At 38.7% G+C, this 15235-nt stretch carries 18 protein-coding genes; 17 read left to right on the top strand and 1 reads right to left on the bottom strand.

Annotation, left to right across the window (positions count from 1 at the left end):
- Positions 1-5: 5 nt before the first annotated feature.
- The 11 genes from G5B06_RS05005 (at position 6) to G5B06_RS04955 (ending at position 8992) form a co-directional block, all read left to right on the top strand.
- Positions 6-710, top strand: coding sequence for an alpha/beta hydrolase-fold protein (locus tag G5B06_RS05005; RefSeq protein WP_148446599.1), 705 nt, complete (start codon positions 6-8; stop codon positions 708-710).
- Between the two features lie 89 nt (positions 711-799).
- Positions 800-1348 carry a hypothetical protein gene (locus tag G5B06_RS05000; protein ID WP_173771473.1) on the top strand — a complete coding sequence of 183 codons (549 nt, stop codon included), beginning with the start codon at positions 800-802 and terminating at the stop codon, positions 1346-1348.
- Between the two features lie 52 nt (positions 1349-1400).
- Complete coding sequence (locus G5B06_RS04995) at positions 1401-2057, top strand: flavodoxin family protein (RefSeq protein ID WP_148446595.1); 657 nt, start codon at positions 1401-1403, stop codon at positions 2055-2057.
- A gap of 53 nt (positions 2058-2110) precedes the next feature.
- Entirely contained in the window at positions 2111-2695 is a 585-nt protein-coding gene (locus tag G5B06_RS04990) for a nitroreductase family protein (RefSeq protein ID WP_148446593.1), read from the top strand.
- A gap of 80 nt (positions 2696-2775) precedes the next feature.
- Positions 2776-3495, top strand: a complete 720-nt coding sequence (locus tag G5B06_RS04985; protein ID WP_148446592.1) for a hypothetical protein — start codon at positions 2776-2778, stop codon at positions 3493-3495.
- Positions 3485-4360: a hypothetical protein gene (locus G5B06_RS04980; RefSeq protein WP_148446590.1), complete on the top strand. Its 876-nt coding sequence runs from the start codon at positions 3485-3487 to the stop codon at positions 4358-4360. Before G5B06_RS04985 ends, G5B06_RS04980 begins: the two co-directional genes overlap by 11 nt.
- Position 4361: 1 nt before the next feature.
- Positions 4362-4760, top strand: a complete 399-nt coding sequence (locus G5B06_RS04975; RefSeq protein WP_148446588.1) for a hypothetical protein — start codon at positions 4362-4364, stop codon at positions 4758-4760.
- A gap of 269 nt (positions 4761-5029) precedes the next feature.
- On the top strand, positions 5030-5509 hold the full coding sequence (locus G5B06_RS04970; protein WP_173761954.1) for a hypothetical protein: 480 nt from the start codon (positions 5030-5032) through the stop codon (positions 5507-5509).
- A 323-nt stretch (positions 5510-5832) separates the two neighbouring features.
- The gene (locus tag G5B06_RS04965; RefSeq protein WP_173771471.1) at positions 5833-6999 is read left to right on the top strand and encodes an AIPR family protein; all 1167 of its coding nucleotides are present in this window, start codon (positions 5833-5835) and stop codon (positions 6997-6999) included.
- Between the two features lie 2 nt (positions 7000-7001).
- On the top strand, positions 7002-7223 hold the full coding sequence (locus G5B06_RS04960; protein ID WP_148446583.1) for a helix-turn-helix domain-containing protein: 222 nt from the start codon (positions 7002-7004) through the stop codon (positions 7221-7223).
- Between the two features lie 80 nt (positions 7224-7303).
- Positions 7304-8992, top strand: coding sequence for a lysozyme inhibitor LprI family protein (locus tag G5B06_RS04955; RefSeq protein WP_173761956.1), 1689 nt, complete (start codon positions 7304-7306; stop codon positions 8990-8992).
- Positions 8993-9059: 67 nt separating this feature from the next.
- On the opposite strand, the gene G5B06_RS04950 is transcribed toward G5B06_RS04955, so the two are convergent.
- Positions 9060-10445: an MATE family efflux transporter gene (locus G5B06_RS04950; protein WP_173761957.1), complete on the bottom strand. Its 1386-nt coding sequence runs from the start codon at positions 10443-10445 to the stop codon at positions 9060-9062.
- A 178-nt stretch (positions 10446-10623) separates the two neighbouring features.
- Here G5B06_RS04950 and G5B06_RS04945 point away from each other — a divergent pair, with 178 nt between their 5' ends.
- From G5B06_RS04945 to G5B06_RS04920, 6 genes are all read left to right on the top strand, one after another.
- Positions 10624-11541, top strand: a complete 918-nt coding sequence (locus G5B06_RS04945) for a helix-turn-helix domain-containing protein (protein WP_173771469.1) — start codon at positions 10624-10626, stop codon at positions 11539-11541.
- A 42-nt stretch (positions 11542-11583) separates the two neighbouring features.
- Positions 11584-12378 (top strand): hypothetical protein, encoded by a 795-nt coding sequence (locus G5B06_RS04940; RefSeq protein WP_173761959.1) that lies wholly within the window; start codon positions 11584-11586, stop codon positions 12376-12378.
- A 39-nt stretch (positions 12379-12417) separates the two neighbouring features.
- Positions 12418-14007, top strand: a complete 1590-nt coding sequence (locus G5B06_RS04935; protein WP_148446571.1) for a DUF2075 domain-containing protein — start codon at positions 12418-12420, stop codon at positions 14005-14007.
- A complete protein-coding gene (locus G5B06_RS04930) occupies positions 14004-14324 on the top strand; it encodes a nucleotide pyrophosphohydrolase (RefSeq protein WP_148446569.1) in 321 nt (106 codons plus the stop codon). The genes G5B06_RS04935 and G5B06_RS04930 overlap by 4 nt, the downstream gene beginning before the upstream one ends.
- Positions 14325-14591: 267 nt before the next feature.
- The gene (locus tag G5B06_RS04925; protein WP_005426619.1) at positions 14592-15050 is read left to right on the top strand and encodes a DUF6075 family protein; all 459 of its coding nucleotides are present in this window, start codon (positions 14592-14594) and stop codon (positions 15048-15050) included.
- Positions 15050-15226, top strand: coding sequence for a hypothetical protein (locus tag G5B06_RS04920; RefSeq protein WP_005426617.1), 177 nt, complete (start codon positions 15050-15052; stop codon positions 15224-15226). The genes G5B06_RS04925 and G5B06_RS04920 overlap by 1 nt, the downstream gene beginning before the upstream one ends.
- Positions 15227-15235: the final 9 nt, after the last annotated feature.

Here is a 15235-nt window from a genome sequence, read left to right as displayed (position 1 = left end):
TAATTATGGAAAAAAATATTTTTGAGATTAATAAAATCACCTGCTTTGTCTATGCAAATAAAAATCCGGAATATTTTCTGATTCAGCCAGTTAACGAACCGCATGCACAGATGTTGGACGGGCAGATCCGGTTTATGACAGAACACACAGAAAAGAGTTTTCTGGTGGCTGCATTTCTGGTAAAAGACTGGAACCAGGATCTGTCACCTTGGTGCGCTCCGGCGGTATTCGGAAAAGAATCCTTCGGAGAAGGTGCAGGCGAAACATTGGCATTTATAGAAAAAATGCTGATACCGGAGATCATGAGACGATATAAATTAGAAGAAGATATAAAAGACATTCCAGTAATTCTGGGAGGTTATTCCCTTGCAGGACTGTTTGCCTTGTGGAGCACTTACCAGGAAAAGAGTACTGTCAAATTTGCGGCAGCAGCCGGAATATCGCCATCCGTATGGTTCCCCGGATGGCTGGAATATGCGAAAACAAAACAGATCCGAACGAAACAGGTATATCTCAGTCTGGGAGACCGTGAAGAGAAAACCCGGAATGCTGTAATGCGGCAGGTCGGGCAGAATATTCGAGAAATGGATCGCTGGTACAGGAATAATGAGAAGATAGAGTGTGTGCTGGAATGGAATGAGGGAAATCACTTCCGGGATGTGGACGTGCGATGCGGGAAGGGATTTTTGTGGTGTATGGGGAAAATATGATATGGAAAAACATATGAAATTATAAAATTTATCGGCGTTTTCTTCCGATAATCTTATGGAAGAATAAAATAAGAAAGAGTGATATAAGTATGAGTAAATATATTTATAAACAGATATTAATAATAGGCCTTATTGGTGCAATTGTTTTTTCGTCCAGAATTACAGAATATCCGACAGAGGCTGCTACAACAAAAATTACATATAGAATTGAAAATAAACAGCAAATTAAAAAATCTAAAAAATTAACAGCGAAATATCTTTACCAGTTGCCGCAAATCAAAGGAAATAGTTCAGCAATTCAAAAAATAAATAAATCTTTAATACAAGATTATAAGTCGACTTTTCAATATAAAAAGAATTTATTTAATTATTTTGAAGAATTAAAGAATTCTTCTTATAAAAACATTTATTATACAAACAAATGTAGTGTGACTTATAATCGGAATGGTTATATATGTTTTAGATTCATTTCTAAATGGTACGCTGGAGGAGTTGGAGAAACCAGAGAATATGGTTTAACTTATCGTCTTAAAGATGGAAAGAAATTAGGGGTTCAAGATGTAGTTGCAGGGAAAAAAAGTTTTTGTATGTTTTGGGCCGTATATCCCCGGCGGAGGTCATGGACATGTCTCAATTGAATTAAAAGGGAAACTGTAAAATTTTTTATAAAATAAAGAGGAGAGCATTCACATGAAAGTACTATTACTAAACGGCAGCAGCCACCCCAACGGAACCACAATGGCAGCAATCAAAGAAATGGAAAAAGTTTTTCACGCAGAAAATGTAGAAACCGAAGTGATCCAGGTGGGCGGAAAGCCGATCGCGGATTGTCTGCAGTGTAATGTCTGTCAGAAAACAGGAAAGTGTGTGTTTAAAGATGACGGTGTGAATGATTTTGTAGAAAAAGCGAAGTCTGCAGATGGTTTTGTTTTTGCAACACCGGTGTATTTTGCACATCCCAGTGGAAGGATTTATGATTTCCTGGACCGTGCGTTTTACAGTGCGGGGAGTGATGAAGTTTATGATGCTTTTAAATTCAAACCGGGAGCAGCTGTGGCTGTTGCAAGAAGAGGCGGAACGACCGCGGCGCTGGATGGTCTGAATAAATATTTCGGAATCGCACAGATGCCGGTTGCCGGTTCTACATACTGGAACATGGTGCATGGTTTGTACGGGGAAGAAGCACCGCAGGATGAAGAAGGAATGCAGACCATGAGAAATCTTGCCAGAAACATGGTATGGATGATGAGATGTTTTGCTCTTGGAAAAAAAGAAGGGGTGCCTTATCCTGCGACAGAGACAGAAGCATGTACGAATTTTATCAGACGGGAAGATAACCAGAGATAATATTTTGTTATGTGAAGATGGTATAGATAAAAACTCGAATCAGGAGGCAAAAAATGCTGGAAGTGATCAAAAACAGAAGAAGTATCCGAAAATACAAAAACGCACCGGTTTCCAGAGAGCAGATCAGCGAGATCCTGCATGCAGGAATGCTGGCGCCGTCTTCTAAAAACCGGCAGCCGTGGAGATTTATCGTAGCTGCTGGCGCAGCAAAAGAAGAGGTCTGCAATGTGATGGAAAAAGGAATTTCAAGGGAAAAAATAAGCCCATTTATTCCGGACAGCAGACCATATATAACCGGTGCGGAGCATACCCTTCAAATCATGAGGCAGGCTCCGGTGATCATTTTTATTGTGAATGAAATTGCGGCCTCTTTTGATAAGACACCGACTATGGATGAGCGTGTATCGGAAATCTGCAATGCACAGTCCATAGGTGCTGCCATTGAAAATATGACACTTACCGCTACGGAGCTTGGGCTTGGAAGTTTATGGATCTGTGATACATTTTTTGCTCAGAAAGAGCTGAGCGAATGGCTGAATGGAGAACTCTATGCAGCACTGGCCATCGGCTATGCAGCGGAAAATCCCTGCGCCAGACCAAGGAAAAAAACGGAAAATGCCATAGAATGGCGAGAGTGAAAATGCTTTCATTGAGAACAGAGAAACAATATTTTGCGAATCAGATAATCTGGATACCTGATTATACAGAGGGAGGTTTTATGAAAAAGTTTTATTTGAAATTGGACATCTTGAATATGCTTTCAGATGAAAAGAGACGAAAAACTTTTGGGACAGAAGAAGAGAGCATGCTTAAGGACGCTTTTATTGACGCAGGAATTATTGACAAAGAAACTCTTGAGATGGATGCCATGGCGGAGGAACTTCTCAATGCGTACTTGATGAGCGAAAACAGAGTGATTCTGCATTTTCATGAAGAAAAAGAATATGTGATTCACGGATTTTATTTTGTGGATGATCTGATTACTATGGTAAGTGCCTATAAGGAGGGTGGAGAATTTCTCTGGCTGCCAACGGGAAATTATATTATCGGTGTTTTTGCAGATCTGTTAAAGGATATTGAAATCAAAGAAAAACAGGAAGAATTTACAGGGGATTTTTCAGAGTATTGTACAGAAGATAATTATAAAGAAATATTACCGCAGCAGATAACGGAAACTTTATATAAAGATATTTTGTTAAGTTCATCCGGGAAAAACGAATTATGGATGAAAGGACATGGGAGCAGTAAAGAAGATCAGTTTTTTATATATGTTGTTTTCAAAGATCAGAAAGCATACTATTACAGACAGGAAAATATGCAGTTTACATATGGATGTGCGGATGAAATACAGCTGATACAGATATTAAGTGGATGGATGCTGAAAAAACATCGTGAACTTATTATGGGGATGGAAGAGGTGAAGAAGGATGGAGTTTGATATTAAGCCATATGTTGTAAAAGATTGCAGCTCCAATTTTGATAATATGATACAGCAGGTCAGAAGTGTAAAGGATGGAGTCGGGCGGGTCAGAAGAAATATAAGTATAAATTCGGCTTCTACAGCAAATATCCGGACATCCCTTCGCAACTCCCAGAATAATATGGAAGCACTCATCGAAAAATTGGCATCTCTGGAAAACGGCCTGGATGTTGCGGTAGATTTATATTTAAGCTGTGAACGAAATATCCTGGGACAGCAGAATAATAATACAAATTCATCCAGTGGAAGAAAAGGATTAAGTGGCTGGTGGAGCAATTTTAAAGAATGGGCCAGTACAGGTGTGTGGGATGATCCGGACAAGGCTGCCCGGATAAAACGTGATAAGGCAATGGCGAAGGAACTTCGTGATCTGCTTAAATCTGAACGATTCAGTAAGAAGACATGGAAAAAGGCTTCCGTTGAGGAAAGAAAACAGATTCTGACGGAATTGTTTGCAGAAATGCAGAGGATTTATGGAATAGAGCTGACAGATATAACAATTCAGCCAATTGAAGCTGAGCCAGGTTATATTACATATGGATATTATATGGATTACAATAAATCTATGTGTATTAATGAGGATTTGCTTGCGGATGCAGGAAATTATAAACAGATTATGGACACTATGGCCCATGAAATGCGGCATGGGTATCAACATGCAGTGGTTGAAAATCCGGATGCGTTTCAGGTCGATCCGGGCACAGTAACAGAGTGGCGCAATAATATTCAAAATTATAAAAGAATAGAAACGGATGGTTTTAAGGCATACAGGGATCAGCCAATAGAAAGAGATGCCAGAAAATTTGCAGGTTGGGTAGTATAATATGAAAAAAAATATAATAATAAGCTTGGTGATAGGTATGGGAGTATTTGGATTTTTGGGAAGTGTATTTCGAAAAAATGAAGTAATGCCAGTAAAGGCAGAAAAAGAAATCTCCAAAAATAAAGAACAGGAATTAACCTTTGAAGGGGAATATGTTTTTTTGCAGAAAATATTAAACTGTGATGAAGACCATGCAGTTGCAATCGCAGATACTTTTGAAAAAGTAACAGGTCAGAAGCTTGAAGATGCAGAACTGATTTCGAAAGAAAAAAGAACGAGAATATTAAGGGTAACTTCCGATAAAAATGATTATTATTTGCAAATTTCAGGAGTAAATGTAGTAAATGAAATACGTGCAGATGCAAAAGATGGAGAAATTTTATATCAGATTATCTATTAAAAATCAGGTAAAATACTACAAGAGGGAAAATTATGAAAAGGAAAATATTGAAAATAACTTTTTTTATTGCGGCAATTAGTACAGGTATTGCTGTGAATTCAATAGAGAATCATGTCCCCGTCTTGTTCCATCACCGATTATCCGGAATATGACGAAATTGTAAATCAGTATTACAATGGAATGGTGCTGAACTGGTCAACGGAGGATTTCAGAGAACATAATCTTTGTTACCTGGCAGGATACGAGACCGGCGTGGCTCAGATCGGCTATTGTGCCAGGATCAGACCATTGCCAATGAAGGTTCCAGCGGAGCTGCATTGTCCATCTGGGGATATTATGATTTTGTTTCCGGTCAGTTGCAGTTAAAAGAAGGCATTTTTACAGATGGAGATAAACATCCGGAGAATCCGTATTTTTATACAACAACAACTTTTTATGAAGACTATTCCAATCCAATTTCTGAGGAAGAGGCAGAAAATATCATTAACAAATATACTTATGAGACGATACCATATATATCGTTAGCTGATATTAATAATCAGAGTGCTGTTGTAGAAAGCGGGACATCTTCTTTCTGGCAGCAGGCAGAACAGGAAGTAAATGAAACAGAGCAGCAGGCATCTGTTGCGGAATCAGGAAATGAACAGTATGAAATCTGGGACAGGTGTTTAAATGATGTATGGGGCTATCTCCAGGAAGCTCTTTCTTCTGAAGAAATGGAAACTCTGATACAGGAGGAAATGGACTAGATTCAGAATAAGGAGAATATTATAAATACCATAAAAATGCAGTCGGGAGAAGAGGCATTAAAAAAAGCAGCGGAAATTACAAGAGAAAGAGTGTATGACTTATTGAATATGCTATGATGCAACATAAATAAAACAGCTGACTGGATCCGGGAAGCTGTTTGAATACATTCCAAAGCATAAAATCTGTATTTTTTCATCGTAAGATGGAAGGGTGCAGATTTTTTGTTTCAAATGCAAAAAATGATATTGACAAAATAACGATATTGCGATATTCTGAAAAAGCGATATGCGTAAATAACGGTATTTTATAAGGAGGAACCATAATGTCTGTGACAAAAACCATGTACGTAAAAGAAAATTCATTTCGTAAACTGGATGACCCATTTAATAGTCTGGCGAAAAAATATGTGTTTTATGTAAAGATCTGTGATGTGCCGGGTGGGATTCCAATGGCGACCAATCCCCGTGACCAGAGACTTACATCCGGGGTCGCACAGGCAATTCAGGAATCCCTGGAAAGTAACGATGGCTATTTCCATCTGAAAAATCGGGGAATTGTCCTTTCCGCAAAGAGCTGTACATACAATAATCAGACAAAAGAAGTAAAAATTGACTTTGCAGACAGTATGCTTCATGGTAATATTGATGGTGGACATACTTACAAAATTGTATGTGAACATCGAGATGCCGATCTTGACCAGTATGTTCAGTTTGAAGTGATGACAGGTGTGGAAGATATTATTGAAAAGCTGGCAGAGGCACGTAATACATCGGTTCAGGTAGATGAAAAATCCATGGCCGAGCTTCAGCAGAAATTTGATCCGATTAAAGAGGGGCTTGAGGGAATGCCATTTTTCAGCCGGATTGCGTTCAAACAGAATCAGCAGGCTTTTGATGAAGAAAATAATAAAAGACTGAAAATGATTGATGCACGTGAGATTGTTTCAATTATCAACATGTTTAATATTGATAAGTTTAATTCAATGACACATCCGATCAGGGCGTATTCTTCCAAGGCCAAAATGCTGGAACTTTATCTGGAAGATCCGGAATCTTACCGCAGGTATGTAAATATTATGCCGGATATTTTTGATTTATATGATGCTATTGAGATGGAATTTGCGACTGCATTTAATGAAACCGGTGGAAGATACGGACGTAAAAAATATTCCGGATATAAAGACGGAAAGGTAATTGGCAGTTCGAAGTTTGGCCTTCATGAGATTTATTACAAAATTTCGGATGGACTGATTTATCCGACAGTTGCAGCTTTCCGGTCTTTGGTTATACTGAATGAACAGACAGGTAAATATGAATGGAAAAATGGAGTAAATCCAATTACTGTATGGGATAAATGCAAAAAGAATCTGACAAATCAGATTATGAATTTTGCATCTGCAATCGGTGATAATCCAAATGCAGTAGGTAAGGATTCAAATATCTGGAATCTTGCATATATGACGGTATTACTTCAGCAGGAGATGAACTAATTATGGAAAAAAAATTTGTCGTAAAACTAAAAGTGAAAGAAGCGCTGGAAAGCAGAAAACTCAGCCAGAAAAAACTGGCGGAAATGTCCGGGATCCGGGAATCTACAATCAGTGACATTGTGCGGGGCACCCGTACAGTTATTAATTTTGAGCATCTTTCCAAAATTGCAGAGGCTCTGGAAGTAACGGATATAAGAGAGCTGATTGATTTTGAAGACAAATAAGCATTCCCGTTTCAAATGCGTAGAGTATTAAGCAGAGGAAGAGGAATGTGAAATAAAAAACAGAAGAAGGGGTAAATACTATGAAAAAGAAAAGATTAGAGTTGGCAGTTCTGGTAACTTTTTTGGGTGCAGGTGTTGCGGTGTTTCCGGGCAGTAATGTTTATGCAGCTGAGGTAAATGAAATTTATAATGCAGATATAGATCCATATTTTGAAAATGATATGGAACTGTACTGCCAGTATGTGGAAAGCCATGAATTAAGTGATTATCTTGATGGCAGAGACGGAATCTTCGGAGATATCAGTTTCTCTGATATATTTGCGGAAAAAGTTAAAGTTGCGGATTTTGACGGAGATAACCGTGTAGAAGTGTGGGTAACGGGACCAGCTGCGGCTGCAAATAATATTGCGGGAATTCTTGATATTTCCAACGGAGAAGTGAGCTGTGTGTTTAATGGCTGGGGAAGTGAAGTTGGCAGATATACAGATCCGCAAACTGGTAAGACAGGACTTGTAATTTATGAAGGAAATACAGAAGGAGAAGAAGACTGTCATCTCCGGGAGAGTCTGTATGACGCGGACTGGAACAATGCTGCCATACTGTATGAAATGCAGGGCAGCCAATTGGAGGATACGGTCACATATACTGCTTATACAGATGGCAGTCAGCGCCAGCTGACTATGCAGGAATATGGTGATGAAACGGAAAATTTGAAAAACAGCTGTATAGAGACAGAGGCTGTGGCAGAAACAAAAAGAGAAGCAGAGGATGAGATTCCCCATATGGATAAACAGCAGGTTCTGGAATTTCTGCAGGAAGTATTATCACCAGGATCATCGGAAAACAGCGATCCTTCACAGGACAGTCCGATTACCAGCTATCCGGAATACGATGAAATAATCCGGCAGTATTATAATGGAGTAAATGCAAACTGGTCAATGTCGGATTACAGTGACAGAAATCTGTGTTATCTGGCCGGATATGAAATGAGCAGCAGTGACCTGGGATATTGTACTATGGATATTGATGGTGACGGTATTGAGGAATTGATGATAGGATCTGTTAATGCGGATGCAGATACATCCATGTTCTTTGATTTGTATACAATGGTTAATGGACAGAGGTCGCTTGTCATTTCCAGTGGAGAACGTGACAGATATTATTTATGTGAGGATCATACCATTGCAAATGAAGCTTCAGGAGGAGCAATGAGTTCCAGCTTTAAATATTATGATTTTGTTTCCGGACAGTTACAGATAAAAGAAAATGTTTTTCTAGATGGTTTTGATCATCCGGAAAATCCATGGTTTTATACAACAACAGAAGATTGTACTGATTATTCCATACCAATTTCTGAGGAAGAGGGACAGAATATCAGGGGAAAATATTCACATATGAATATACCTTATGTGTCATTGAGCGAAATTGGCTCTCAGACTGTTGCTGAAACAACGCAGCCAGAGACTTCCTCATACAGACAGCAGGCAGAAGAAAGTGTAAAAACAGCGGAACAGAAAGCATCTTCTGCGTTAACGGGAAGTGAACAGTATGAAATTTGGGATAATTGTCTGAACGAGATTTGGTCATATTTACAGGAAGCACTCTCTTCTGAAGATATGGATACATTGACACAGGAAGAACTGGACTGGATTACAGGCAAGGAGAACATTATAAATTCCGCAGAAAACCCATCAGCAGAAGAAACATTGATAAAAGTAGCAGAAATTACCAAAGAAAGAGTTTATGAACTGCTTGACAGACTGTCATAAAAGAAAATAAAAAATGCTCAGATCACGACGGTCTGAGCATTTTTTGAAGATTTGAGAAAATTTTGGATTACTCTTCCGGAATTTTCTGGATAATGGTTTTGTTTATAACGAGCAGGAAGGCCACAGATACGATCAGTGAAATAATTTCTGCAATGGGAAAGGCCCACCATACTGCATGAAGTCCGCCAATCGAAGATAAAATATAGGCTGCCGGTATCAGAACGAACAACTGACGCATGATGGATACGATCATACTGAAGATAGCTTTTCCAAGGGCCTGGAATACAGTTCCTGCAATGATACAGAACCACGCGATCAGATAGTGGATGCCGATGATCCGAAGGGCAGGGATACCGATGGCGAGCATATCGCTGGAAGCACTGAACAGTCCAAGCAATGTTTTCGGAATAAATTCAAAGGCAAGGAAACCAATAAATGTAAAACAGAATGCGATAAACATACTGACTTTGACAGTTTTAAGCATACGCTTTCTGTGGCGTGCCCCGTAATTGTAGGCGATGATCGGTGTAATACCATTGTTAAGTCCAAACACAGGCATGAAGAAAAAGCTCTGTAATTTGAAATAAACGCCAAATACTGCAGTTGCAGTAACTGTGAACTGTACCAGAATCAGATTCATACAGTAGGTCATGATGGAACTGATAGACTGCATGATGATAGATGGAATGCCTACTGCATAAATATTGCCAATGATCTTAAGATTAGGACGGAAACCTTTGAAGCTGAGCTGTACTTCATGATTAAATTTATGGTTGCAGGTTCCGGCAACGATGCAGGCTACACACTGTCCGATCACAGTAGCCACGGCAGCTCCGGTAACACCCATTTTCGGAGCACCAAGAAGACCAAAGATCAGGATCGGATCCAGGATGATGTTGGTGATGGCACCGCACAGCTGGGAAGTCATGCTGAAGATGGTTTTTCCCGTAGATGTGAGCAGACGCTCAAAGAAAAACTGTCCGAGCAGGCCAAAGGAGAACATCATGACTGTGCTGAGATATTCGACTCCAAATTTAAGGATTTCAGGATCTGCGTTATGTACCTGGCTGGCGTAGAACGGTTTGACTACGGTAAATCCAAGAATCAGAAATACCAGATAACTTAATCCATATAAAAATGCCGCATTGCTTGCTGTACGGTTGGCTTTTTCAAAATTTTTTTCGCCGAGAGATTTGGAAAGTAGTGCATTCATACCAACTCCGGTGCCGGCACCTACCGCGATCAGAAGAGTCTGCAGCGGAAAGGCCATGGAAACCGCAGTCAGAGCGTTTTCGGAGAGCATGGCAACGAAAACGCTGTCTACAATGTTGTACAATGCCTGTACCAGCATGGAAATCATCATTGGCAGAGACATGTTCAATACAAGTTTCCCTACAGGCATGGTGCCCATTTTGTTTTCTGCTATGGGAGCAGATGTACTTTTTTGATTCATACTTCCTCCAGTTTTTGTGTTTCTATAGTTTTTTCGTCTAATTGGATATATTAGCATGAAAATATACGGGATTCAAGAGCAGAGGATCATCTGTTCAAAATATTATTGCTATTCTGCAGGGTTTCTAATAAAATAAAAGAAAACATAAGAAAATTTTTACAGAATATGGAGACAATAAATGCAGAAAGCAGAATATCGTTACTATGAAATCTCACAGGATATGCCTGTTCTGGTGCTTACCGGGGAAAAATGGGAAACCGTTTACGGGATGGACAATATGCATTTTCATAACTATCTGGAGATTGGTTACTGCCATTATGGAAAAGGAACGGTGCAGCTTGCGGAGAGAGAGCTTACTTATGATGCAGGGACGATTACATTTATTCCCCGTAACATTCCGCACAGGACATGTCCGGATCCTGAAAAGGCAGATGAAAAGCAAAAGTGGGAATATCTGTTTGTTGATTCCGATACTATTTTGAAAAAATGTTTTGCAGATGTGCCGGAGAAGTACACAAAATTAAAAAAGGATCTGGAACAGAAAGTTTTTGTGCTGGATCAAAAAAGTAATAAAAGAGCAGTAGAACTGATGCAGATGATTATAGAGGAAGAACAGTGCAAAAGGTCAAACTATAAGTATGCAATATTGACTTTCGGGCTGAATTTGCTGCTGTTTTTTGACCGGCTGGATCAGAAAGAAACTGAAGAAAAACCCCTTTCGGATACAATGGATTATATCCGGAAACTGATCAACTATATGGAACTGCACTATATGGAAAATATCATGGCGAAGGATCTTGCTAAAAGCTGTGAGTTAAGTGAAACGCATATGAGGCGGATCTTTCTAGAATATACGAATGCAACGCCCCTTGAATATCTGAATCTGGTGCGGATCAATAAAGCCTGTGAACTTCTGATGAAAGGAAACTGTTCGGTGGAGAGCGTATCCGAGCAAGTCGGATACACGGTTTTGTCCACTTTTATGAGGAATTTCAAAAAGATCACCGGGCTTTCTCCAAATTCCTGGAGAAAAAAGGCGCTGGAAGATCCGGAAAACATTGGGGCATATCAGGTTTCAGTATTTAAAGGATGGTAAGTAACAGCGATAGAGATCAGCTACAAATAGGAGTGTGTAATTATGAAAAAATGGAAATGTTTTTTAACAGCGATTGTGATCGCGGCGGGGAGTATGCTTGTGGGATGTCAGGGATTTTCATCAGCGAAACCCATAGAGGCCATGTATATCCCGGCGGGAGAAGACGGTCACCTGATGGTAGGAGAGGGAACCGGAAATGTTTTTACTGTGACAATGCCTGAAAATATCCAGGATAAAACCGGGAAAAAAATCTCCGAGGATGATCTGAACCGAGGCGATATCGTAGCAATCTACGGCGACGGGATCATGCTGGAATCCTATCCTGGCCAGTATCCAGGCGTGACAAAGATCAAAGTTGTCAAAGAAGGAAAAGCATCCGATGCCGACCAGTATCAGGACATTCTCGATGAATTTTGGCCGGAAAAAGATCCCGGGGAACTGCCATATCTGAATGTCGGTTATCGGGCATCTTACGGTGAAGTCAGTGCTTCTGCCATGCAAGGTGGATACAGCTGGAGCTATGCGGACAAAGATGGAGTTGAACAGAATGAAACCGCAGACAGTGTGGCAGTTACTCAGTGGACAGAGCTTCCGGCTATGAATGTGGATGGAACTACAGATATGGAACTGTACTTTGATACAAAGCCGGAAAAAGTAACAGCAACCGCATTTCCGGCAGAACTTTCCGGAGAAAGCGATCCAGGCGCAGGAGCAGAAGCGGAAGTAGAAGAAAAAGATGGAAACTATACGATAAAAGATGTACAGAAAGACATGATCTACCTGATTCATGGAGAATGGGGAAATGGATGGGTGGAATTTGGATTTGAAGTGGAATGATAAAAGAAATATACAAAAACAAAAGAATGTGATTGAAATATGTTTAAGATTATAGAAGGTAATTTTAAGAAAGGTCAATACAGTGATGAAGAATATCTGGACAATTGGCCAATGCTTTATATTCTTGAAAATGGAAAACAGGCATATATTGGGGAGTCAACCCATGTAAAAACTCGAATGATACAACATGCAATAGCTGAAGAAAAACGTATTTTTGAGAAAGTTCATTTTATATACTCAAGATTGTTTAATCAGTCGGTAACGTTTGATTATGAGTCAAAATTGATTCAGTATATTGTTGCAGATGAACTGTTTCAGGTTACAAATAAGAATTTTGGAATAGCGGATAAACAATATTATCAGAAAAAAGAGTATGATAAAAAGTTTGAAGCTCTCTGGAGAAAATTACAGAAACAAAAACTGGTAAAGCATTCTCTTGAAGAAATTGAAAATTCGGATTTATTTAAATATTCACCTTATAAAGAATTAAACGACAGTCAGAGAAAAGCGGTGGAAGAAATTCTTATAAAAATTAAAGAAGGTTTGGTTCACCGTGTTGTAGTAAATGGAATGCCAGGAAGTGGGAAAACTATTGTTGCAGTATATCTTATGAAGTATCTTGCAGACAGTGAAGCATATGCCGGAAAGAAAATAGGATTTGTTGTTCCGCAGACATCATTAAGAAAAACAATGAAACAGATATTTAAGAGTGTTTACGGACTCTCGCCGTCACAAATCCTTTCTCCATCAGATGTTGCGAAAAACAAATATGATATTTTACTTGTAGATGAAGCACACAGATTACATCAGTACAGAAATATTTCTTATATGGGATCGTTTAAACAAAATTGTGAAAGGCTTGGCTTTACAACAGATGCAGATGAACTGGACTGGGTTTTGAAGCAATCGAAATGTGCAGTATTGTTTTATGACCGTATGCAGGTGGTGGGACCATCCGGTATTAATTTTGAGAGATTCAATAAAAAAATGGGAGAATCATTTCAAGAAAGATCAATTGTCTATTTTACTCTGATGACGCAGATGAGAGTAAAAGGTGGAAATGATTATATTGATTTTGTCAAAGATATTCTTTCCGGAAAGTGTTCCCATAAGTATACTTCGGACAAATACAGTTTTAAGCTATATTCCGATTTCAGCAAATTTGAAAAAGATATGTATGAAAAAGAAGCAGAAACTGGATTATCCCGAATGCTTGCCGGGTACGCATGGCCATGGATAAGTAAGAAGAAACATGAGTTAAAAGATATAGAGATCCAGGGGATAAAGAAAAAATGGAATCACTGTACGGAGGGCTGGGTTCATACGAAGGAGGCAATCAACGAAGTAGGGTGTATTCATTCGATTCAGGGATATGATTTGAACTATGCATATGTGATTCTTGGTAAAGATATCGGTTATGATAAAGTAACAGAAAAAATTATAGTACGGCCAGAGTATTATTTTGACCAAAACGGAAAGAGAACAGCTGGATACGAAGAACTTTTAGAATACATAACGAATATATATTATGTTTTGATGACCCGTGGAATCAAAGGAACATATCTTTATGTATGCGATGAAAATTTAAGAGAATATTTAAGACCGTACATAGAAGTGGAGGATTTATGAAACAGGAAACAATAGAAAGAATAAGAAAATTTACAGAAGACCGTGATTGGGATCAGTTTCATTCACCGGCAAATCTAGCAAAATCAATTGTCATTGAGGCAGCAGAATTGCTGGAATGCTTTCAGTGGTCAGATGAAGAATATGATTTGCAACATGTGAAAGAAGAACTTGCTGATGTAATGGTTTATAGTCAGAATTTATTAGATAAACTGGGACTTGACGCAGATGAGATCATTAATATGAAAATGACACAGAATGAAAAGAAATATCCTGTAGATAAGGCAAAAGGTAAATCTAGTAAATATAACCAGCTATAAAAATGTTAATCAGTTTTTTGAAACTTGAAATTTATGGAGGAATATAGGAATTATGATAAAAGTAGCCTTTTGCTGCCACGGCACTACCTTAGCAAAATTCTGAAAAACCTTGATTTTACAGTATATTTTTGAACCAGTAGGGATGTTTTACTAAGTTTTTACTAAAGAGGAATCCCTAGCACGAATTTAGAAAAGTAACATATAGTATGACCTTATTAATTGGTAGAACAATTGGTAAGGTCCTTTTTTATTTCAAGGAGGTTCAAAATGAAAAGTACAGCGTTAGGAGCAGAAAACATTATTTTTATCAGTGATGCACATGAAAAATTCTACTATGAAAAATTACAAGAAGTACGGTATCAGGATGTGTACCATAAGGCATTGTGTTATTGTCTGGGTATTAATGGAGATACCAGAAAAAATGCTGACAGAATTTATAATTTTAAAACGGGGTCTGTTAAAACGAAATGTTTACATGAAGGATGGCAGACAAGCGGTAGCTTAAAAGTGGTAAGGATGGCATTTAATCTGTACTGTAACAGCACGCCAAGCGTTTGGGATTATGAAGATGCAGAGGAACAGGTAAACGAGTGCAGACAGTATACAGTAGAGGATATCTTCTGCTGTGTATATGCACCATATTTTTGGCAGGCAATACAGATCCGTTATCCGGAATATGTAGTGTACAATCAAAAGTTACATGCCATGCTTGGAGGAATAGATTAATGCTGAAAGTGAGACTGATGGGAACAAAAAATGATATTGCATGGTTTCAGAAAATCCTGCAGCGTCATCCTAAAATTGAAGTTATGGAATTATCGGAACTTTATTCCAATAAAGGGACGAGCAAATATTATAGAGCTTATGCTGAAATTGAAAAAAGTAATGTAAATAAAAAATAGTAGAAAAAC

It is taken from the genome of Blautia luti (assembly GCF_013304735.1).
Taxonomy (GTDB): domain Bacteria; phylum Bacillota; class Clostridia; order Lachnospirales; family Lachnospiraceae; genus Blautia_A.
Note: the sequence above shows the minus strand (reverse complement) of the source record. Positions and strands in the feature narration are given on the sequence as shown.

Excerpts from the sequence above, each read along its gene's own strand:
- G5B06_RS04920 (WP_005426617.1), top strand. The coding sequence starts at position 15,050 with ATGCTGAAAGTGAGACTGATGGGAACAAAAAATGATATTGCATGGTTT.
- G5B06_RS05005 (WP_148446599.1), top strand. The coding sequence starts at position 6 with ATGGAAAAAAATATTTTTGAGATTAATAAAATCACCTGCTTTGTCTAT.
- G5B06_RS04965 (WP_173771471.1), top strand. The coding sequence starts at position 5,833 with ATGTCTGTGACAAAAACCATGTACGTAAAAGAAAATTCATTTCGTAAA.
- G5B06_RS04960 (WP_148446583.1), top strand. The coding sequence starts at position 7,002 with ATGGAAAAAAAATTTGTCGTAAAACTAAAAGTGAAAGAAGCGCTGGAA.
- G5B06_RS04945 (WP_173771469.1), top strand. The coding sequence starts at position 10,624 with ATGCAGAAAGCAGAATATCGTTACTATGAAATCTCACAGGATATGCCT.
- G5B06_RS04985 (WP_148446592.1), top strand. The coding sequence starts at position 2,776 with ATGAAAAAGTTTTATTTGAAATTGGACATCTTGAATATGCTTTCAGAT.
- G5B06_RS04930 (WP_148446569.1), top strand. The coding sequence starts at position 14,004 with ATGAAACAGGAAACAATAGAAAGAATAAGAAAATTTACAGAAGACCGT.
- G5B06_RS04935 (WP_148446571.1), top strand. The coding sequence starts at position 12,418 with ATGTTTAAGATTATAGAAGGTAATTTTAAGAAAGGTCAATACAGTGAT.
- G5B06_RS04955 (WP_173761956.1), top strand. The coding sequence starts at position 7,304 with ATGAAAAAGAAAAGATTAGAGTTGGCAGTTCTGGTAACTTTTTTGGGT.
- G5B06_RS04950 (WP_173761957.1), bottom strand. The coding sequence starts at position 10,445 with ATGAATCAAAAAAGTACATCTGCTCCCATAGCAGAAAACAAAATGGGC.
- G5B06_RS04925 (WP_005426619.1), top strand. The coding sequence starts at position 14,592 with ATGAAAAGTACAGCGTTAGGAGCAGAAAACATTATTTTTATCAGTGAT.
- G5B06_RS04980 (WP_148446590.1), top strand. The coding sequence starts at position 3,485 with ATGGAGTTTGATATTAAGCCATATGTTGTAAAAGATTGCAGCTCCAAT.
- G5B06_RS04940 (WP_173761959.1), top strand. The coding sequence starts at position 11,584 with ATGAAAAAATGGAAATGTTTTTTAACAGCGATTGTGATCGCGGCGGGG.
- G5B06_RS05000 (WP_173771473.1), top strand. The coding sequence starts at position 800 with ATGAGTAAATATATTTATAAACAGATATTAATAATAGGCCTTATTGGT.
- G5B06_RS04990 (WP_148446593.1), top strand. The coding sequence starts at position 2,111 with ATGCTGGAAGTGATCAAAAACAGAAGAAGTATCCGAAAATACAAAAAC.
- G5B06_RS04995 (WP_148446595.1), top strand. The coding sequence starts at position 1,401 with ATGAAAGTACTATTACTAAACGGCAGCAGCCACCCCAACGGAACCACA.
- G5B06_RS04975 (WP_148446588.1), top strand. The coding sequence starts at position 4,362 with ATGAAAAAAAATATAATAATAAGCTTGGTGATAGGTATGGGAGTATTT.